This is a genomic window from Alishewanella agri BL06, from assembly GCF_000272005.1.
In the GTDB taxonomy this organism is placed as follows: Bacteria; Pseudomonadota; Gammaproteobacteria; order Enterobacterales; family Alteromonadaceae; genus Alishewanella; species Alishewanella agri.
Genome location: NZ_AKKU01000001.1, coordinates 84,868 through 104,022, shown reverse-complemented (window position 1 = coordinate 104,022; position 19,155 = coordinate 84,868). Strand labels below are relative to the sequence as shown.

The 19,155-nt window shown below is 50.6% G+C and carries 19 protein-coding genes; all 19 read right to left on the bottom strand.

Annotated elements, in window-relative coordinates; all coding sequences use genetic code 11:
• Positions 1-2 precede the first annotated feature (2 nt).
• A complete protein-coding gene (locus AGRI_RS00495; protein WP_008983080.1) occupies positions 3-2,174 on the bottom strand; it encodes a chemotaxis protein CheA in 2,172 nt (723 codons plus the stop codon).
• 15 nt (positions 2,175-2,189) lie between these two features.
• The gene (locus AGRI_RS00490) at positions 2,190-2,939 is read right to left on the bottom strand and encodes a protein phosphatase CheZ (RefSeq protein WP_008983079.1); all 750 of its coding nucleotides are present in this window, start codon (positions 2,937-2,939) and stop codon (positions 2,190-2,192) included.
• 26 nt (positions 2,940-2,965) lie between these two features.
• On the bottom strand, positions 2,966-3,349 hold the full coding sequence (cheY, locus tag AGRI_RS00485; RefSeq protein ID WP_008949667.1) for a chemotaxis response regulator CheY: 384 nt from the start codon (positions 3,347-3,349) through the stop codon (positions 2,966-2,968).
• Positions 3,350-3,391: 42 nt separating this feature from the next.
• Entirely contained in the window at positions 3,392-4,072 is a 681-nt protein-coding gene (locus tag AGRI_RS00480; protein WP_197408356.1) for an RNA polymerase sigma factor FliA, read from the bottom strand.
• A gap of 47 nt (positions 4,073-4,119) precedes the next feature.
• Positions 4,120-4,986 carry a MinD/ParA family protein gene (locus AGRI_RS00475; protein ID WP_008983077.1) on the bottom strand — a complete coding sequence of 289 codons (867 nt, stop codon included), beginning with the start codon at positions 4,984-4,986 and terminating at the stop codon, positions 4,120-4,122.
• Positions 4,979-6,406, bottom strand: a complete 1,428-nt coding sequence (gene flhF, locus AGRI_RS00470; RefSeq protein ID WP_008983076.1) for a flagellar biosynthesis GTPase FlhF — start codon at positions 6,404-6,406, stop codon at positions 4,979-4,981. Before flhF ends, AGRI_RS00475 begins: the two co-directional genes overlap by 8 nt.
• A 9-nt stretch (positions 6,407-6,415) precedes the next feature.
• Positions 6,416-8,527 carry a flagellar biosynthesis protein FlhA gene (gene flhA / locus AGRI_RS00465; RefSeq protein WP_008983075.1) on the bottom strand — a complete coding sequence of 704 codons (2,112 nt, stop codon included), beginning with the start codon at positions 8,525-8,527 and terminating at the stop codon, positions 6,416-6,418.
• A 107-nt stretch (positions 8,528-8,634) separates the two neighbouring features.
• Positions 8,635-9,765, bottom strand: coding sequence for a flagellar biosynthesis protein FlhB (gene flhB / locus AGRI_RS00460; RefSeq protein ID WP_008983074.1), 1,131 nt, complete (start codon positions 9,763-9,765; stop codon positions 8,635-8,637).
• 9 nt (positions 9,766-9,774) lie between these two features.
• On the bottom strand, positions 9,775-10,548 hold the full coding sequence (fliR, locus tag AGRI_RS00455) for a flagellar biosynthetic protein FliR (RefSeq protein WP_193353420.1): 774 nt from the start codon (positions 10,546-10,548) through the stop codon (positions 9,775-9,777).
• Between the two features lie 10 nt (positions 10,549-10,558).
• Positions 10,559-10,828 carry a flagellar biosynthesis protein FliQ gene (gene fliQ / locus AGRI_RS00450; protein ID WP_008983072.1) on the bottom strand — a complete coding sequence of 90 codons (270 nt, stop codon included), beginning with the start codon at positions 10,826-10,828 and terminating at the stop codon, positions 10,559-10,561.
• On the bottom strand, positions 10,825-11,571 hold the full coding sequence (gene fliP / locus AGRI_RS00445) for a flagellar type III secretion system pore protein FliP (RefSeq protein ID WP_008983071.1): 747 nt from the start codon (positions 11,569-11,571) through the stop codon (positions 10,825-10,827). The genes fliQ and fliP overlap by 4 nt, the downstream gene beginning before the upstream one ends.
• Positions 11,572-11,579: 8 nt before the next feature.
• On the bottom strand, positions 11,580-12,116 hold the full coding sequence (fliO, locus tag AGRI_RS00440; protein ID WP_008983070.1) for a flagellar biosynthetic protein FliO: 537 nt from the start codon (positions 12,114-12,116) through the stop codon (positions 11,580-11,582).
• The gene (gene fliN, locus AGRI_RS00435; protein WP_008983069.1) at positions 12,116-12,493 is read right to left on the bottom strand and encodes a flagellar motor switch protein FliN; all 378 of its coding nucleotides are present in this window, start codon (positions 12,491-12,493) and stop codon (positions 12,116-12,118) included. The genes fliO and fliN overlap by 1 nt, the downstream gene beginning before the upstream one ends.
• Before the next feature lie 5 nt (positions 12,494-12,498).
• Positions 12,499-13,587: a flagellar motor switch protein FliM gene (gene fliM / locus AGRI_RS00430; protein ID WP_008983068.1), complete on the bottom strand. Its 1,089-nt coding sequence runs from the start codon at positions 13,585-13,587 to the stop codon at positions 12,499-12,501.
• Positions 13,588-13,599: 12 nt separating this feature from the next.
• Entirely contained in the window at positions 13,600-14,115 is a 516-nt protein-coding gene (fliL, locus tag AGRI_RS00425) for a flagellar basal body-associated protein FliL (RefSeq protein ID WP_008983067.1), read from the bottom strand.
• Positions 14,116-14,220: 105 nt separating this feature from the next.
• Positions 14,221-16,431 (bottom strand): flagellar hook-length control protein FliK, encoded by a 2,211-nt coding sequence (locus AGRI_RS00420; protein ID WP_008983066.1) that lies wholly within the window; start codon positions 16,429-16,431, stop codon positions 14,221-14,223.
• Positions 16,432-16,517: 86 nt separating this feature from the next.
• Positions 16,518-16,970, bottom strand: coding sequence for a flagellar export protein FliJ (gene fliJ, locus AGRI_RS00415; RefSeq protein ID WP_008983065.1), 453 nt, complete (start codon positions 16,968-16,970; stop codon positions 16,518-16,520).
• A complete protein-coding gene (gene fliI, locus AGRI_RS00410; RefSeq protein WP_008983064.1) occupies positions 16,967-18,310 on the bottom strand; it encodes a flagellar protein export ATPase FliI in 1,344 nt (447 codons plus the stop codon). Before fliI ends, fliJ begins: the two co-directional genes overlap by 4 nt.
• Before the next feature lie 38 nt (positions 18,311-18,348).
• Positions 18,349-19,155 carry a flagellar assembly protein FliH gene (gene fliH, locus AGRI_RS00405; protein WP_008983063.1) on the bottom strand — a complete coding sequence of 269 codons (807 nt, stop codon included), beginning with the start codon at positions 19,153-19,155 and terminating at the stop codon, positions 18,349-18,351.

The following is a 19,155-nucleotide window of genomic DNA, read 5'->3' as shown; positions in this document are numbered from 1 at the left end:
ATTTACCCATGGAGTCGGTTGAATTGTTCAAATTTTATTTTTGACTTTTTCGCGTAATGTTTTAATAAATTCGGTACATCAAGGATCAGTGCGATACCACCGTCTGAGGTGATGGTCGCCCCGGCCATACCCGGTGTGCCTTGTAACAGTGCGTCCAGCGCTTTGATCACCACCTCTTCCTGACCAATTAACTGATCAACGACGAAACCCACTTGTTGCTGACCGATTTGCACTATCACCACATGACCTTGCGCCCGGCGCAGCTTTTTATCCGAGTTTTTCACCAGCCAATGCTCAAGATAAAACAGCGGAATAGCTTTGTTACGCACGACAATAGTTAACTGACCATCGACAATATTGGTTTTCGCCAGATCCAGATGGAAAATTTCATTCACGCCCGCTAGCGGCAACGCAAAGGTTTGTTTGCCAACAATAACCATCAGCGTAGGTAAGATAGCCAGGGTGAGCGGGACTTTAATTTCCAGCAGTGTACCTTCGCCAAGTTTGGAGTGGATGTGTACAGTGCCGTTAAGCTGAGTAATTTTGGTTTTCACCACATCCATACCGACGCCACGACCTGAGATATCAGAGATTTGCTCTTTGGTGGAAAAACCAGGCGCAAAAATCAGATTAAAGGCATCGGTATCTGACATCCGGGCGGCGGTATCGGTATCGATAACCCCACGCTTGATCGCCAGGTTTTTTAATTTCTCCGGATCCATACCGGCGCCATCGTCCTGAATGGTTAGCAGGATATGATCGCCCGCTTGCTGCGCCGCTAATTTCACGATCCCGGTGCGAGGCTTGCCGGCGGCCTGACGGATATCCGGCAACTCAATACCGTGATCGACAGAGTTTCGCACTAAATGCACCAGTGGATCGGCTAAGGCTTCGACCAGGTTTTTATCCAGATCGGTTTCTTCACCTTCCAGAATAAGTTCAATATCCTTTTTAAGTGAGCGTGCTAAATCCCGCACCACCCTGGGGAAACGGCCGAAGACTTTTTTGATGGGCTGCATCCGGGTTTTCATGACGGCGCCCTGAATATCGGCGGTCACAACATCCAGATTAGCAATCGCCTTACTCATTTCTTCACTTTGCGCTGAACTGGATAGACTCACCAACCGATTACGCACCAGCACCAATTCACCGACCATATTCATAATTTGATCAAGGCGTTTGGTGTCAACCCTTACTGTGGTTTCCGCGGCAACTGCGCCTTTATCTGCCGCAGCACCTGCTGCCGGCGCGACCGGTGCTTCTGCGGCTTTGGCAGGTACTGCCGCCGGTGCGGCCACAGGTTCCGGAGTGGGTTGGCGCTCTACTTCGGCTTTCGGTGTGGCTTCTACCGGCGCTTTGCCTTTACCATGCAGCTGATCCAGCAGCGCTTCAAATTCATCGTCGGTAATTTCATCGTCTTTTTTCGCTGCCGCCGCCGGTGTTGCTGTCGGTGCTGGTGACGCGGGGCTCGCTTTTACTTCAGGCTGGAAACTACCTTTACCATGTAACTGATCCAGTAAGGCTTCAAACTCATCATCGGTAATATCATCGCCAGACGCTGACGATGCCGACGGTGTTGAAGGCGCAGCTGCAGCTGCTGTTGACCGGCCAGGTGCACCAGCACCATGTAACTCGTCGAGCATCCGCTCAAACTCAGCTTCGGTCATGCTATCGAGAGCATCGTCACCGGACGCAACTACCGCAGGGGCACTTGGGGTAACAGGTGCTTCAACTTTCGGGCTGACGGCTGCAGGTGCAGCGTTTGGTGCGGCTTCGCCTGGTCGTTCGGGTTCAGAGTAAAAATGCAGTGCATCCAGTAGGGCTGGATCGGCCGGTGTCAGTGGTTGCCGCGCTTTAACTTCTGCAAACATGGCATTGACAGCATCTAACGCCTGCAAGATCACGTCCATCAGTTCCGGGGTAACCTGACGCTTACCGGTGCGCAGAATATCAAACACATTTTCTGCACCGTGGCAAGCATCGACCAGCTCACCCAATGACAGGAAGCCCGCGCCACCTTTTACGGTATGGAAGCCGCGGAAAATCGCATTTAACAGCGCCGTATCTTGTGGATTGTTTTCCAGCTCAACCAGCTGTTCCTGTAACAGTTCAAGTATTTCGCCCGCTTCGACCAGAAAGTCCTGGAGGATGTCTTCATCCATATCAAAACTCATCAGTAAGCACCTCCGTTAAAAACCTAAGCTGGATAACAGGTCATCCACATCGTCCTGGCCGTTAACCACGTCGTCCCGATCCTCTTTATCGATGATCGGCCCCTCAGCTTCACCCGCCAGAACTTTTTTCTTCGCTGGTTTTTGTTCCAGAAATTGGGTGTTGCTTTTACCAAAAGCCGTTAACAGGCCGATTAAACTTTCTTCAACTTCCCTGACCAGCTCGATGACCCGGCGTAAAATCTGTCCGGTCAGATCCTGATAATCCTGCGCCATCAGCACATCGGTGAGTAACTGATTTAACAAGGTTGACTGATCGACGGTTTGTTTTAAGAAGCCATCCATGCCGTGGCACAGTGTTTTGAATTCACCCAGTTGTAATTGCCGTGTCATCAGCTTCTGCCATTGCGGCATAATGCGATTAAGTTGTTGGTTTAATTCATCGGCAATCGGCAGGCAAGACTCTACCGCGTCCATAGTACGGTTGGCGGCCTGTTCCGTCATATCAATAACATGGTTCAGGCGCTTTTTCGCGTCTGGAATATCTTCTTCGAGAATGTTGCTAAGGGAAGGATCAATCTGAAAATTTTTAAGGGAGTCATGCAGTTGGCGGGTAAGTTTCCCCACTTCTGCGAACAGCTCTGATGAACCTGGCATACCCAGTTGCTGCACCAGTTGGTTCGCAATATCCTGCTCACCCATTTCCAGTAATTGGACTAATTCCTTAGCCTGTTCAAGTGTAATCAGCGGGGCCGTAGCAGCAGGCATGGTGTGACTCCTTGGTTAAATACGGCTTAACCTATCCGCTCGAATACCTTCGCCAACTTTTCCTGTAAGGTTGCTGCAGTAAAAGGTTTGACGATGTAGCCATTTACGCCAGCCTGCGCGGCGGCGATGATTTGTTCTTTTTTGGCTTCGGCTGTGACCATCAGTACCGGGATATGCTTCAATTTGGCATCAGCGCGAATGGCGCGCAATAAATCGATACCTTGCATGCCCGGCATATTCCAGTCCGTTACCACGAAATCAAAGTCACCACCTTGCAGCATTGGTAAGGCAGTGCTGCCGTCGTCTGCTTCAGATATGTTGGTAAAGCCCAAATCGCGTAGCAGGTTTTTGATAATACGTCTCATGGTTGAAAAATCATCCACCACGAGAATTTTCATGTTCTTATCCAAAGTCCCCTCCGAAGAGAAAGTCGTCCTGCAAAGCAGGAAACATTACAACCAAGCCTGCATTCGGGCTTTTAACCGCACCAATGCCTGACTATGAATCTGACTGACCCGTGACTCGCTGACATCCAGCACCGCCCCGATCTCTTTTAAGTTTAGTTCGTCATTATAATACAACGACAATACTAACGCTTCCCGCTCCGGTAAACTACTGATATGTTTTACTAAGGCTGAATTAAAGGCTTCATTAGCCTGTTCTTGATACAGTTGATCATGTTCAACATCATCCGCCGTAACCAGTACATCTTCAGATATTCCCAAGTCTTCAATGCCAATAATCCGACCAGAGCTTACATCACTAAGCATATGATGATATTCATCTAAAGAGATAGCAAGTTTTTCTGCAACTTCAAAGTCCCTAACATCGCGACCTAACTGCGCTTCCAGTTCGGCGATGGTATCGGCAATCAGGCGGGCATTACGGTGCACCGAGCGTGGCGTCCAGTCGCCACGGCGGATATCATCAAGCATAGCGCCGCGGATCCGAATACCGGCGAAGGTTTCAAAACTGGCCCCTTTTGAGCCATCGAAGTTTTTCGCAGCCTCTAACAGGCCGATCATCCCGGCTTGGATCAGATCATCAGCTTGAACACTGGCCGGTAAACGCGCCAGTAAGTGGTAGGCTATACGCTTAACCAAAGGGGCATGGCGTTCCACCATTTGTTGCATCTGGTCCACACCACCATAAGCGGCTAACTTACTGTTCACAGAACCCCCTACTCAGATTGCGGCTGCACCAGTTGTTCCAGAAAGAATTCCAAGTGACCGGATGCCGTATCAGGCAAGGGCCATTTCACGGCTTTTAATGCTAAGGCTTTTACGGCCATACTGGCAGCTGTGGTCGGATAGGCGTCAATAAAGGCTTTTTGTTTGCGCGCCGCCCGCCGTACGTTTTCGTCCTGCGGTACTGTTGCAACCAACTCCAGACTGACATCAAGAAATCTGTCGGTAACACGAGTCAGTTTAGCAAATAATTCCTGCCCTTCTTTGATGCTTCGCACCATATTGGCAACAATTTTAAATTTTTCTACCCCATGATCACGGCTGAGAATTTTCATCAGAGCATAAGCATCGGTAATCGAAGAGGGTTCATCACAGACTACCACCAGCACATCCTGTGACGCCCGCGAGAAACTCAGTACCATATCCGAGATACCAGCCGCGGTATCCACCAGTAACACGTCAACCGGGGTCTGCAACTCACTAAACGCCCGGATCAGGCTGGCATGCTCGACCGGCGATAATTCGGTCATATCCTGATTGCCGGACGTCGCTGGGATAATTTGAATGCCAAAAGGCCCGGTGACCAAAATATCGTCTAGGGTGGCAGTACCTGCCAGCACATGAGACAAGTTTTTTTCAACTCTAAGACCAAGCATCACATCACAATTCGCTAGTCCTAAATCCGCGTCCAGTACTAACACTTTCTTACCGAGTTGTGCCAGGGCCATAGCAAGGTTCAGGGTGATGTTGGTTTTACCTACCCCACCTTTGCCACCGGTAATCGATATGACTTTGCTTTTTTGTTTATTCATGCGTCTGAGACCACTGGCCTGATCATCTGCTGCTAAATTATTAGGCATACACTGCATCTACTTGAGACATCTCGTTCTGGTACCACTGATGTGATGGTGCACAATGTTGTAATCGTAATTGTTCGGCCTGTGCCACCAGCTCTGCTGCGTCTGCTACTTTTAAGTCTTCGGGTACCCGCTGCCCGTCGGTCAGATAACTAATAGGCAACGCCTGTTGCAACGCCACGTTAATGGCTTCACCCAGACTTAAGCATTCATCAAGCTTGGTAAATATACAACCTGACAACGCTATGCGCTTGAATTGTTGCATACTTTCCTGCATCACTTTTGCCTGTGCTGTCGCAGACAATACCAGATAACTACGGATTTTGACACGGGAGTTATGCACCAGTGATGCCAGTTGCTCGGCCAGACGCAGATCCCGTTGGCTCATGCCGGCGGTGTCAATCAAAATCAGTTTACGTTGTTGTAGTTGATTCAACAAGACAGAGAGTTCCTCACTGTCTTTTGCTTGCTTAACCGGACAACCAATAATCCGGCCAAAGGTCGCCAGCTGTTCAAAAGCACCGATACGAAAACAGTCGGTGGTGATCAACGCAACTTGATCGGCGCCATGCCGTTTGGCAAAGCCCGCGGCCAGTTTTGCTACTGTGGTCGTTTTGCCAACGCCCGTCGGCCCAACCAGCGCGACCACACCGCCCCGGCGTAAAATGTCATCGTTAGTTGTGGTTAACTGCCCGGCAAGTAATTCCAATGCGGTTTGCCAGGCATCTTTAACATTTAAATCTTCCGGCATAAAGCAAGCAAGTTGATCAGCCACCTGCTCCGACAAACCCAGTTGTTGCAGATTTTCGATCACTAATGCCCTTACCGGCTCGCGTCGTGCCAGATCCTGCCACATTAATCCAGAAACCTGATGCTGTAACAATTGGCGCATTGAAAACATTTCCGCCTGCATTTGCGCAAACTGTTGTTGCATCAGCTCGGCTTGCTGTTGTTGTAATTTGCTTAACTCCTGCCATTGCGGCGAATTCATCGTCTGAGCGGCAGAATTTTGACGTTCAAACTGCGGCGCCCGGTTCACGGCAGCGGCTGGTGCCTGGCCAGCAGATGGGTCTGTAGCAGCGGCTGGCTTAGCATTAGCCGATGCCAGTTCACGACTCTGTTGCTTTAGCATCTGCCGGGCTAACAAGGCCCGTAACGAATCGGCCGGCTCTGCTTCTGCCTGATCATCAATCCGGATATTGACTTTTGGTTCGGCGCGCTTGGTCAGCGGCGTAATATCTTCCACCCGCGCGTTTGCGGCTGGCTTGCTGCTGGCGGCAGGTTCGGCATCAATAGCGGCAACAATTTCTACCCCTTCAGCGACCTTTTTATTTGACAGGATAATCGCATCCGGTCCGAGAAACTCTTTGACTTCAGCCAGGGCGCTGCGCATATCTTTGGCAACAAAGCGTTTGATTTTCATGAGTTACTCCTAGTTCGACTGACCGATAACGCTAACAATGCGGATTTGCTTGTCATCCGGAATCTCCTGATACGACAGCACCCGTAATCCTGGAATAGTGTATTTCACGAATCGTGCCATCACTGAGCGTAAAATTCCTGACGTCAGCATTACCGCACTTTCACCGGTCAATTCCTGATTTTGATGTGCTTCCTGCAACGATTGTTGGATGCGATCGGCTAATCCCGGTTCAATGCCGGCGCCGTCGTTACCGGCTGCCTGCATGGATTGATGCAGCATTTGCTCGAGTTCCGGCGCAAAGGTAATCACTGGAATTTCCTGTTTGCTACCAACCACTTCCTGCACTATCAGCCGGCGCAGCGCAATGCGGCAGGCTGCGGTCAGGACGTCAATATCCTGACTCTTAGCACCATATTCCACCAGCGTTTGCACAATAGTCCGCATATCGCGGATTGGTACGCCTTCATGTAGCAGATTTTGCAGTACTTTTACTACTGCGGTCAGCGGCAAGGTTTCCGGTACCAGGCCTTCGACCAGTTTTGGCGAATGCTTACCAAGCATATCCAGCAGATTCTGTACTTCTTCGTGGCCGAGCAGGCTGGCGGCATTATTGGTCAGAATTTGACTAAGATGAGTAGCAACAACGGTGGCAGCATCAACCACGGTATAGCCCAGAGTTTGGGCATGCTCACGCTGATCTTTACTGATCCAGACCGCATCTAAACCAAAGGCAGGATCTTTAGTGGCGATGCCTTTGACGGTACCAAACACCTGCCCCGGGTTAATCGCCAGCTCGTTATCATGGCGCAGTTCTCCCTCACCGTTCGTCACTCCCATTAACGCCACCCGATAGCTGTTGGGTTCCAGATCCAGGTTATCGCGAATATGTACCGGCGGCACCAGGAAACCTAATTCCTGCGATAGCTTTTTACGTACACCTTTAATCCGGTTTAATAGCTCGCCGCCCTGCGCTTTATCGACCAAGGGGATTAAACGGTAACCCACTTCCAAACCGATAACATCTACGCCCTGAACATCATCCCAACCAATTTCTTTAACCGGCTGACTATCCGCCATTTGCTGACCACTTACGTTAGCAGGTCGGGGCTGTAGTTGTGCGACCTTAGCCGTTGCCAGTTTTTTGGTATACCAGGCAACGCCACCCAACAGAGCCGCTAATGATAGAAAGGCGAAATGTGGCATACCGGGTACAATTCCCATCAGGGTCATCACACCGGCGGCGATAAATAACACATCAGTGTTATCACCAAGCTGACTTTGCATCTGCTTGCCGAGATCACCCTCTTTATTCTGCCGGGTGACGATAATCGCTGTACCGATAGACAGTAATAAACCGGGAATTTGTGCTACCAGGCCATCACCAATCGTCAGTAAGGTATAAATTTCCATCGCCTCGCCAAAACTGAGGCTATGTTGCATCATGCCGATAAACAAGCCACCAACCAGATTGATCACCAGGATTACAATGCCAGCTATGGCATCACCTTTGACAAATTTACTGGCACCGTCCATCGAGCCATAAAAATCGGCTTCACTGGTGACTTCTTCGCGGCGGGTACGGGCTTCTTCCTGCGTAATCAAACCAGAGTTAAGATCAGCATCAATCGCCATTTGTTTACCTGGCATCGCATCCAGCGTAAAACGGGCCGACACTTCAGCGATGCGACCAGCACCCTTGGTCACCACCACAAAGTTGATGATAATTAAGATCAGGAATACAACGATACCAACGGCATAGTTACCGCCAATTACCACCGAGCCGAAGGCTTCAATGACGGCACCCGCAGCGTCACCACCGTTATGACCTTCAAGTAACACCACCCGGGTGCTGGCAACGTTCAGCGCTAAACGCAGAATGGTTGCCACCAGCAGCACGCTGGGGAAAATACCAAAATCCAGCGGTCTTTTGGTGTAGATAGTCACCAGTAGCACCACCAGTGCCAACGCAATATTAAAAGAGAACAACACATCCAACATCAGCGGCGGTAGCGGTAATACCACCATCGCTAACGCAGCCAGGATCAGAATGGGCGTGCCCACTCCCTTGAGATGCCGAAGATGAGCTTTATCGAATTTACTAAAATACTGGGCTAACTGCATGCGTGACCTGACAAAGTGTTGACACAACAGCAGGTTTCAGCAAGAAGTGTTCCATTGTGGATATCTAGTCGCGCAAGTGGCGAAATTAGCAGCGCTAACGAATCACCTTAGTGCCGCACATCCTCAGGAATAGGTAACTCTTTTGCCAGCGCTTTCGGCCGGCTGCCTTTACCCTTACGATACAAATTGAGCTGGAATACATAAGCCAGCACCTGGGCTACCGCAGCAAACAGCTGCTCCGGGATTGGATGATCCAGTTTTGTCGTGTAATAAATGGAGCGTGCCAGTGCCGGCGACTCAATAATCGGGATTTTATGCTCAGAGGCGATTTTCCGGATATGCATTGCGACTTCATCGACCCCCTTGGCGACCACTGCCGGTGCCCGGAATTTGCCCTGATCGTATTTTAGCGCTACTGCATAGTGTGTCGGGTTAGTCACTATGACATCTGCGGTCGGGACCTGTTGCATCATGCGTTTCATCGACATCTGCATTTGGGTACGGCGGATGCGGGCTTTGATTTCCGGGCTACCCTCGGAATTTTTGTGTTCGTCTTTAATTTCCTGCAATGACATCTTCAGTTGTTTGGTATGATTCCAAACCTGATAGGGCGCATCGACCACCGCAATCACCGAAATACTGGCGCACAGGCCCAAAAACAACCAAGCCAGAAAATATAGCGCTGATTCGATATTATTTGGCTCGCTCATCAGCGACAGCGCCATAATATCCATAAAGAACACTTTTAACAGTAAATAAGCGATCCCCACCACCACCAAAACTTTTAAGATGCTTTTTACCAGCTCCACCAGCGCCTGCAAGCCAAACATCCGCTTAAAACCCTGGATTGGGCTCATTTTACTGGCCTTCGGACCAGCGGCTTCCCAACTAAAATTAAAGCCACCCAGTAAGGTATTACCAACAAAGGCGGCGATCAGAATTAATATAAAAATTCCTGATAACGGTGCCGCTAACTCTCTGCCGGCATCGCCCCAGGCGGTAAACATACTATTGGTTTCAAAAATATCTTTTTGATCCAGCCGCATCATACGCTGGCCAATATTCAGCATCGCCATTGCCAGCATCTTGCCAAATACCAGCAACGCCGCCGCGCTGCCGATTAACACAAAAGCCGTGCCAAGGTCTTTTGAGCGGGCAATCTGGCCCTTTTTCGCTGCGTCTTGCAGCTTCTTGGGGGTGGGCTGTTCGGTTTTTTCGGCGCCGGAATCTTCTGCCACGTCAGCCTCCTAGCAACCAATCAGCCGGCAGCTATAGTCGATGACATGCTCCCATTGCTTTTCATAATGAAATAAGAAGGTATCCAGCGTCAGCCAAAGGATCAGTAAGCCGGATAACATAGTAATCGGAAAACCGATCGAGAAAATATTCAGCTGTGGTGCAGCACGGGTCATAATGCCAAACGACAGATTGACCACCAGCATGGCGACTATGGGTGCTAAAGCAATAGCCAGAGCCGTAGCAAACATCCAGCCACCAAACTCAATAATGGTCCAGTAGCTGGTCACATCCCACCACTCACCGTTAATTGGCAGCGTTTCAAAACTAAACACCAGCATCTGAATCATAATCAGATGACCGTTAAAAACAAAGAATAATAAACTCGCCAGGATCAGATAAAACTGACCTATTGCCGGCACTGTCATGCCGCTGGCAGGATCGACCATCGATGCAAAAGCCAAACCGGTTTGCGTTGCCAGTAACTGACCAGCCAGCACGAAGGTATTGATAAACATTAATGAGATAAAACCCAGCGCAAAACCAATCGTCAGCTGCAACATGACTTCTAACACCATGGCAAAGGAAATCAGTTCCGGATAGACGGTTTTCGGCAGCATCGGCATCATCACCACCGTGATCAACACCACCAGACCGGTTTTTATCCGGGTGGGGATATTACGCACGCCCAGACCTGCCATAATCAGCAGCATACCGGACACCCGACATAGCGGCAGCAAAAAGTCCGCTATGGTTTGCATCAGGGTCGCCATCAGAATTTCCATTGACGCTGGCCTACCCAACAACCTGTGGAATACTTTGGTACAGATCGATGGTGTAGTCCATGATGACCCGCACCAACCAATGACCACCGAAAATCAGTGCCAGCAAGGTAACAATTAAGCGTGGTAAGAAGCTTAAGGTTTGTTCGTTAATTGAGGTTGCCGCCTGAAACACCGCAACAATTAAGCCCACAAACAGCGAAGGCAAAATAATGGCACTAACCAGCAAAATCACAATAAATAAGGAGTCGCGCAGCACATCGACAAAGGTTTCCGGGCTCATGTCCCTACTCCATAACTGGTCGCCAGAGTCCCCATCACCAGGATCCAGCCGTCTACCAATACGAACATCATCAGTTTAAACGGCAGCGAAATAATCATCGGTGACAGCATCATCATACCCATCGCCATCAGCACACTGGCCACGACCAAATCGATAATCAGAAACGGGATAAACAACATAAAGCCAATTTGGAACGCGGTTTTCAGCTCACTGGTGACAAAGGCCGGGATCACCACCGTCATCGGATAATCCTGCGTATTTTCAGCGACCTCCAGCCCGGCAATCTGAGCAAAGGTATCCAGATCGCGCACCCGGGTTTGATGCAGCATAAAAGCCTTTAACGGCACAATAGCCGCGTCCAGCGCCTGCACAGGATCCAGCGTCTCTTCCAGATAAGGCTGGATCGCCTGTTCATTAATAGTTTTGAACACCGGCGCCATAATAAAAAAGGTTAGAAACAACGTAATGCCGATCAGCACCTGGTTTGAGGGAGTTTGCTGTAAACCGATAGCCTGACGCAAAATTGCCAGTACTACGATGATGCGGGTGAAGCTGGTCATCATAATCACCATCGCCGGAATAAAACTCAGCGCGGTCATAATGGCCAGTACTTGCAGCGTTACACTATAGGACTGAGAGCCATCGGCATTGGTGGTAACAGTAACGGCCGATAAGGTGCCATTATCGGCCAGCAGTTGTGGGCTTAGTAGCGCCAGCAACAGAATAAACAGCAATCGCAGCATGTAAACGTCTATTTTCTCAGGAATGACTGCAACTGTGTATGAAAATCTGATGCCAACTTTTCTTCCGGAAGAGGATTTTCTAATTCAAACAGCAAATTGATGCTGTGAGGCGTCACACCTATCACCCGCTGTTTTCCTTGTATTTCAATAATTAAGATACGTTCACGCTGCCCAAGTGGCAGGGTGCAAATTACTTTCATATGCCGGCTGCCCGGCAGGCGCAATGTCAATTTTTTGAATAACCAGCCCAGACCCAACACCAACAAAATCACCAGTGCCAGAGAAATGGCGATTTTGCCAAGCGCCATTGAACCACTGCTATTATCGCTGCCAGGGTTTAATACAGCGTCACGGCTGACTAACCGGTTGGGACGGCTATTTTCAGTGGGCAAAGGTTCGGCAACTGGCTCCTCTGCCTGACTCTGTGCCGCTGCTGTTGCTACTTGTTGGCTTGGCTCTGCTGACACCTGATTCGATGCGGTAACACCAATGGGTGACAGCAGCAGTAGCAGTGATAACGCAAGTTTTGCGACCAGTTTTAGCATCAGCGCAGCTTCTTAATCCGTTCGATCTGACTAATCACGTCAGTCAGCCGGATACCGAATTTGTCGTTCACCACAACAACTTCGCCGTGCGCGATTAGCGTGCCGTTTACCAGCACATCCAGCGGTTCACCGGCGATCCGGTCCAGCTCCACAACTGAGCCCTGATTCAGTTGTAGCAAGTTGCGGATGCTGATTTTGGCCCGACCGACTTCCATTGAGATGGTAACCGGAATATCCAAAATGGTATCCAGCTTGCGTTTATCAACTGCGGCACCTTTTTCATCCTGCAACTCTTCCAGTTCGACGGCTTTAGCTCCGCCCTCGGCCTCCGCCATGGCGGCTGCCCATTCGTCCATGGTGTCCTGATCATTTGCCATTTTGTTTACCTTCTGTCTCTGTCGCTGAAATTCAGATCAGCTTCTAATTCTGAGATATCGGCATCATTATCCAGACGCCGGCCACCTTTGGTGAACACCTGTAGTTCTGACTTAACAGATTCAGGGCGTTTAATTTTTTCAATAATTTTCAGCGCAACGTTATCGCGCGACCGTCCGACCTTAGCCCGGAAGGTGGGCAGATCCTCAACCATAACCGTGACATGCCCCGGAATATCAACCGGGATAATATCACCAGCTTTTAGCTCCATAATATCGCGCAGCGTTAAATCTACATCCAGCATACGGGTGGTGAGATCGACTTTCACATCCATAATTTCATCACGCAAGGCTTTCGACCAACGTAGGTCTGTATCTTCCTTGTCGCTTTGTACCCCCGCATCCAACAGTTCACGTATGGGCTCCAGCATCGAATAAGGTAGCGCGACATGGAAATCGCCACCACCGCCGTCCAGTTCAATATGAAAGGAGCTGATCACCACGACTTCGGTCGGACTGACGATATTCGCCATCGCCGGGTTAACTTCAGAGTCAAGGTACTCGAATGACACGTCCATTACCGGCGCCCAGGCCTCTTTATAATCTTCAAAGATTAACTTCAGCAGCATCTGAATAATGCGCCGCTCGGTCGGAGTAAATTCGCGGCCCTCGATCTTGGCATGGTAGCGGCCATCGCCGCCGAAGAAGTTATCTACCAGAATAAAGACTAACCGCGCTTCCATGGTAATCAGGCCTGTGCCCTTTAACGGCCGAAAGCGCACCATATTCAAGCTGGTTGGTACAAACAAAGTGTGCACATACTCGCCGAATTTAATCATTTGCACGCCGTTTATTGAGACCTCTGCAGTACGACGCATCATATTAAACAGGCTAATCCGCATATGGCGGGCAAAACGCTCGTTAACCATCTCCAGGGTCGGCATCCGGCCACGGACAATGCGATCCTGAGATGAGAAATCGAACTGCATAGTGCGGGAGCCGTCACCGGGCTCACTGGCGTCGACTTCTTCTTCGACAACTTCATCAACGCCATGCAATAGCGCATCTATTTCATCTTGCGATAATAAATCCGACACGGTTGCTCACTCTTATTGCATGACAAAACCGGTAAACAGAATTTCTGCTACCACCACAGTACCTACCACGTCCAGCATGGCATTTTGTAAATCAATCAAAGCACGGTTTTTCAGCTCTTCTTTACCGGTAGTTGTAATCAACTCATCGGCATTTGCCGCACTGAAGGTCGCCAGCAAGGTGCCTTCAATCAGCGGAATATGTCTAAGCGCCAGGGCCTGATTCGCATCCCCCCGTACCATTATCTGTACCCGGATCTGTACTAGCCGATCCCGGTTACTGCCAGCCACATTAAACACAAAGGGCCTGGGCATCTGTACGTATAAAGCTGTGCCGCTGATGGCGGTACTTTCCGGACTACCTGTTGGCACTGGGCCTTCCTCAACCCCCCCCTCAGGCGCGCTGCTATCCCCTGATAGTAGAAAATACCCACCAGCCGCAATCACTAACAGCAATACAGCAGCACCGATTAGTATCAGCTTTTTACGTTTTGCTGCCTTATCTACCAACTCTAACTCATTATCGGCCATTACTATAGGCTCCCATCCAGGCTGAGAATTCGCAGTTGGTTATTATGCTCACCGCGGTTTCGCTTTGTAAACGAAAAGTCCGGTTGATGAAACGACAATAGCGGATTATGCATAATAATCCACCAGCCTTTCCCGATGTTGTACCTCAACCGTGTTGGCAGCAGGCAAATCATCATTAAAACTGTCTGCTGAATGATTTGCTGTTTGTCCCGGGCGCTGGCTACCATCACCATTGCCTTGCTGCTGCCGGCTATGTTGCTGCACCTGCCCCTCTCCGAGCTGAATCCCCTGTTGCTGCAACAGCTCGCGCAAGCGTGGCATTTGTTGTTCTAATAATTCTTTTGCATGTTGCTGCTGCACAATAAACTGCACTGAAGCCTGTTCCTGCTGTAAGTTAATGCGGATTTGCATCTGCCCTAACTCCGCCGGATCCAGACGGATCTCTGCGACCTGTATATTCTGCCGCACCATTAACTGCACGCGTTCGCGTAACTGCCCCGCTGCATCTTGCTGCTGCAAATTAAGCTGTTTAAGTCGGGCGCTTAGCTCAGACACTGGTGTTTTCTCACTTGCACGCTGAGCGGCTACAACGCTGGCAACTGAGGCGTCAAGCCGGGCCAGTTGCTGCTGAAAGCTCTCGCTCTGAGTGCTGCCTTGGCCTGCGGAGCCGGATGTCAGCGTCACATCTATACGACTAGGTTGAAATAAGCGTTGCTCGGTTCCCTGTTCCGCTCCCCGCTCATCGCCGGTAGATTTAGCATTGGTATCGCTCTTTAATACATCATTGCTACTGGCCATGTTAGCTGGTTGTTGACTAGTCTGCCGGCTGGCTTTTGACTCCTGAGTGCTGGCAGAATCAGCAGGACTTAGTGCAGTACGAGCCACTGCCTCTGCCTGCACTGCTACCTGAGTTGCAGCTGTCGCGTCTATTACAGACCTTACGTCCTCTCGTATGGTATTACCGGCAATGTCGCGTTCTGCCCCTTCCCGGCCAGACAAGGCAGATGTCGTTGGTGTCATGACTGGCTGAACTAGCGCATCCGGCGCTGTTGAAGCTTGGTTTAACGCTTTACTTTGGCTCAGTTCAGCGACTCCAGATACAGCGCTTGCTTCTTTTTCTTTGCTGCTGACTGATTGGACTGGATAAGTTGATTGCGCGGCTGCTGGCTGCTGCTCACTTGTATTAGCCGGCCTTAGTGCTGATTGTTCAGATGCTTCTGCATCCGGACTTACTCTGATCCTCTCCGACCACTGAGCCGTGCCCGTTGTCGCTGATCTGGTTATTTCGAACTCAGAGCTTGGTGTTACCGCACTATCCAGCGCAGTCTGTTCGGCTAAGTCTCCTTCAGCTCGCGGTAGTTTGTCGGTAGCACTGGCAGCATGAGCGGCCTTAATTACACTCTGTGCTATTGCCGTTGGCGTAGATTTGGCATCATTACCCTGGCTTTGTGCAACCTGTGCTGACAGTTTAGCCTCTGATGCAGATCGATCAGCCCGTTTTTGTTCCGCTTCTCTTTGCTGAGCTTTAGGCGCAGTAGCAGAAATAACTTCACTCTGCTCCGTTCCCGGCACTGGCGTTAAACCATCGTCAGGTAACTGAGTATCGGCCAGTGTAACCGGCTGTGTTTGTGCTTGCGCACTGCCTGTCGCCGCGAGCTCGCTATTTACGACCCTAAGGGAAGTTTTATTATCAGCTGTGACTTCAGGATTAGACTCAGGAGTGACGGGGTCTTCAGACAAAACCGGTGTCACAGCTTTTAACTTAGTGTCATCCTCTTTACTGCCGGCATGAGCTGTCAAATCTTTGTCAGATGCAACAGGTAAAGCAGTGTCGCGAATAACCGAAAGTTCATCTTCAACCGGCTCAGCCTTATCAAGCTGCGGCTGCGGCACTATATGGTGCTGCTCAGCGGCAGTGTCCGCTTTTTTCTGTAACTGACTGGCAGTGAGGTTAGCACGTTGGATTAAGCCAAGCAGCTCGCCAGCTGCGTCAGTAACGTTTGAAGACTCGTCAGATGCTGATGGTTGCTTATTAGTATCAGCAGATTCATTAGCTGCCTTGCTAAGTTGAGTGTCTTTGCCGGGCACCGCCGGCTTGGCTTGATGATTTACCCCGTGTTCCACGTCTTGTGTTACAGCGGCAACATCTTGCCGGACAGTTCCATCGGCTTGTTCGCTTGCCAATACTTGCCGAAAGCGCTCGGCCTGTTGTTGCAGCTCCGGACTCGTCTGACTAAGGTTAGCTGCCGACGCGTCAATACTTAACATATTGTCGGCGCTGCTAAATAACACTGAAAACTGTAAACCCTGTGTCATGTTTGTGATGCCTTCTGTCAGCGGTTACTACGGGTAGCAAAATGGTTTATAACCATTACATACAAAAAACAGGCCACTTTTTGTGATTAGTACTGTTCAGCCAGCTGCTGTTGATAAAAACGCTGTGCCGCATATTCGTCGGCCAGTTTCTGTTGTTGCCGTTGCTGTAGCAACTGTTCGCGTTGCTGTGCCTGTTCGACTAATTTTTCCAGCGCTTTACGTTTGGTTTGCATCTTTAACCAGCTTTGGCGCCGCTGCTCGGCGACATTGCGGCTTTGCTGTACTACCCGTCCTTGCTGACTGAGTGCCTCATCGAGTTTGCTGATAAAGGCGACGTACTGGTTGTACTGCCGGCTACCCAAGCCAATGGCGCCTTGTTGCATACTTTGTTGAATATACTCGGTACGATAATTCGCCAATCCCTGATATTTCTGTTCCGCCAACTGAAACTGTTGCTGTGCTTTGACAAACTGCGCCTGCAGTTTTTCTTCACGCTCTTTTTGTACCCGGATTAACATCGCGAGTTTATTACTGCTCATGCTCTACCCCGCTGCGTTGGCGCTAACTGACTCAAGGCCGTTAAACAATCGTCATAGGGCACCACTTCTTTCATGCCCTGCTGCAAAAATTGGTTGATCCGCGGCAACATGTTGATGGCCTGGTCCAGTTGTGGATCGCTACCGCGAACATAAGCACCAATAGCAATCAGGTCTTTACTTTGTTGGTAACTGGCATAAAGCTGCTTGATGCTGCGGGCTAACAGCTGATGCTCTTCACTGGTAACAGCTGGCATCACCCGGCTGATGGATTTTTCAATATCAATCGCCGGAAAATGACCGGCATCGGCCAGGTTACGGGACAGTACAATGTGCCCATCCAGAATAGCGCGGGACGCATCGGCGATTGGATCCTGTAAATCGTCTCCTTCCGATAACACGGTATAAAACGCGGTAATCGAGCCCTGATTACCCGAGCCGTTGCCGGCACGCTCAACCAGTGCCGGCAGTTTAGCGAATACCGAGGGCGGATAACCTTTGGTTGCCGGTGGCTCTCCTACCGCGAGCGCTATCTCACGCTGCGCCTGCGCATAACGGGTAATAGAATCGATAAGCAGCAATACATCCAAACCCTGATCACGAAAGTACTCGGCTACCTGCACTGCCGTTTCGCAGCCTTTTAAGCGCATCAAGGGCGACACATCGGCCGGCGCGGCGACCACGACAGAGCGAGCCTTACCGTCTTCACCGAGGATTTCGTCGATAAATTCTTTCACTTCGCGGCCACGCTCACCGACCAGGCCGACGACGATAACATCGGCAGCGGTACCGCGGGTCATCATACCTAACAGTACGCTCTTACCGACGCCGGAGCCGGCAAATAAGCCCATACGCTGGCCCTTACCCACCGTCAGGATCGCATTGATCGATCGCACCCCAACATCCAGCGGTTGCTTGATCGGCCGGCGATGCAGTGGGTTAATAGCTTTGCCTTTACCGCTGGCGTATTGACTGGCGGGAATAGGGCCTTTGCCGTCAAGCGGCCGGCCAACGCCGTCAATCACCCGGCCCAGTAGCGCCATGCTCAGTGGTATACCTTTATATTGCAGCATCGGGGTGACTTTAGCGCCCGGGACTACGCCCTCGATCTCTTCCTGCGGCATCAGAAACACCCGCTCCTGGGCAAACCCGACGACTTCGGCCAGAATTTCCCCGCGGGCACTTTCTACCAGACAGGCCTGGCCAATAGCCGCACTGCAGCCGGTGGCTTCCAGTGTCAAGCCGACAACCCGCACCAAACGGCCGGAAACTGCCGGGCGACTGCGATGAATATATTGATGTTGTTGCTGCAAATGTTGCAGCAGACTTGCGCTATCGGCCATAAGTACTCAATGAGTTTGCCGGTGCGGAACCGGCGACATTAGTCTGATGTAGAGGCCTGATGCAGGAAGTGTTCCAGACTGGTATTTACGCGCTGCGTCAAACTTCTGTCGACACTGGATTTTTCGGATTCAACCAGACAACCACCACGCTCCACTGTGGGCTCTGCCCGCAATTGCCAGTGTCGCTGTTGCAGCTCCTCCGCACTGTAATATTGCTGCAGAATCGCCAGATCATCCGGATGCAGTTTAATCCGCATTTGTTCGGTTTGTAGTGGCAAAGCTGATGTGGCGTCCTGCACCGCTTGCAGGATCACCTGAGGGTTGGTGGTCACTTCAACACCAATCACCGCTTTTGCCATCGCCAAAGCCAGTTCAGTGATCCCGCCAGCGACTTGTTGATCTAAACCAGATAACGGCTGTTGTAATTGCGACAGCAGCGCGGTAAGTTGGGTGAGCTTGTCATCAATTTCTTGCTGCGCCTGACTCAGGCCAAGTTTTTTGCCCTCAGCCAAACCCTGTGCCGTGCCATCCGCCAACCCCTGCTGACGCCCCTCGGCATAACCTTTACCAAAGCCTTCCTCTTTGCCTTCAGCAAAACCCTCGTCATAGGCGGCCTGGCGGATCTGCTCCATATCCTCGGCGGTTAAGGGTTTATACTCCGGGTTTTCCTCCTCTGGCGCGACTAGCTTTGTCGCCGCAGGCCGCCGCATATTCAGCGCATTAGTCTGGCCTGGCTTTAACTCGGTTTCCTCAGTTAAATCCAGCGTTTGCCAAGCCTGTAGTAGTTTTTCCGCCTCGGCATCAGGTGAAAAAGGCTTTTTGAAACGAAAGGCATCGGTTGTCAT

Excerpts from the sequence above, each read along its gene's own strand:
- AGRI_RS00480 (WP_197408356.1), bottom strand. The coding sequence starts at position 4,072 with ATGCAACAAATGGTGGAACGCCATGCCCCTTTGGTTAAGCGTATAGCC.
- fliN (WP_008983069.1), bottom strand. The coding sequence starts at position 12,493 with ATGGCAAATGATCAGGACACCATGGACGAATGGGCAGCCGCCATGGCG.
- AGRI_RS00475 (WP_008983077.1), bottom strand. The coding sequence starts at position 4,986 with ATGCCTAATAATTTAGCAGCAGATGATCAGGCCAGTGGTCTCAGACGC.
- AGRI_RS00490 (WP_008983079.1), bottom strand. The coding sequence starts at position 2,939 with ATGCCTGCTGCTACGGCCCCGCTGATTACACTTGAACAGGCTAAGGAA.
- fliO (WP_008983070.1), bottom strand. The coding sequence starts at position 12,116 with ATGCTAAAACTGGTCGCAAAACTTGCGTTATCACTGCTACTGCTGCTG.
- fliP (WP_008983071.1), bottom strand. The coding sequence starts at position 11,571 with ATGCTGCGATTGCTGTTTATTCTGTTGCTGGCGCTACTAAGCCCACAA.
- AGRI_RS00495 (WP_008983080.1), bottom strand. The coding sequence starts at position 2,174 with ATGAGTTTTGATATGGATGAAGACATCCTCCAGGACTTTCTGGTCGAA.
- fliI (WP_008983064.1), bottom strand. The coding sequence starts at position 18,310 with ATGGCCGATAGCGCAAGTCTGCTGCAACATTTGCAGCAACAACATCAA.
- AGRI_RS00420 (WP_008983066.1), bottom strand. The coding sequence starts at position 16,431 with ATGACACAGGGTTTACAGTTTTCAGTGTTATTTAGCAGCGCCGACAAT.
- flhF (WP_008983076.1), bottom strand. The coding sequence starts at position 6,406 with ATGAAAATCAAACGCTTTGTTGCCAAAGATATGCGCAGCGCCCTGGCT.
- fliL (WP_008983067.1), bottom strand. The coding sequence starts at position 14,115 with ATGGCCGATAATGAGTTAGAGTTGGTAGATAAGGCAGCAAAACGTAAA.
- flhA (WP_008983075.1), bottom strand. The coding sequence starts at position 8,527 with ATGCAGTTAGCCCAGTATTTTAGTAAATTCGATAAAGCTCATCTTCGG.
- fliH (WP_008983063.1), bottom strand. The coding sequence starts at position 19,155 with ATGACAACCGATGCCTTTCGTTTCAAAAAGCCTTTTTCACCTGATGCC.
- fliJ (WP_008983065.1), bottom strand. The coding sequence starts at position 16,970 with ATGAGCAGTAATAAACTCGCGATGTTAATCCGGGTACAAAAAGAGCGT.
- fliQ (WP_008983072.1), bottom strand. The coding sequence starts at position 10,828 with ATGAGCCCGGAAACCTTTGTCGATGTGCTGCGCGACTCCTTATTTATT.
- fliR (WP_193353420.1), bottom strand. The coding sequence starts at position 10,548 with ATGGAAATTCTGATGGCGACCCTGATGCAAACCATAGCGGACTTTTTG.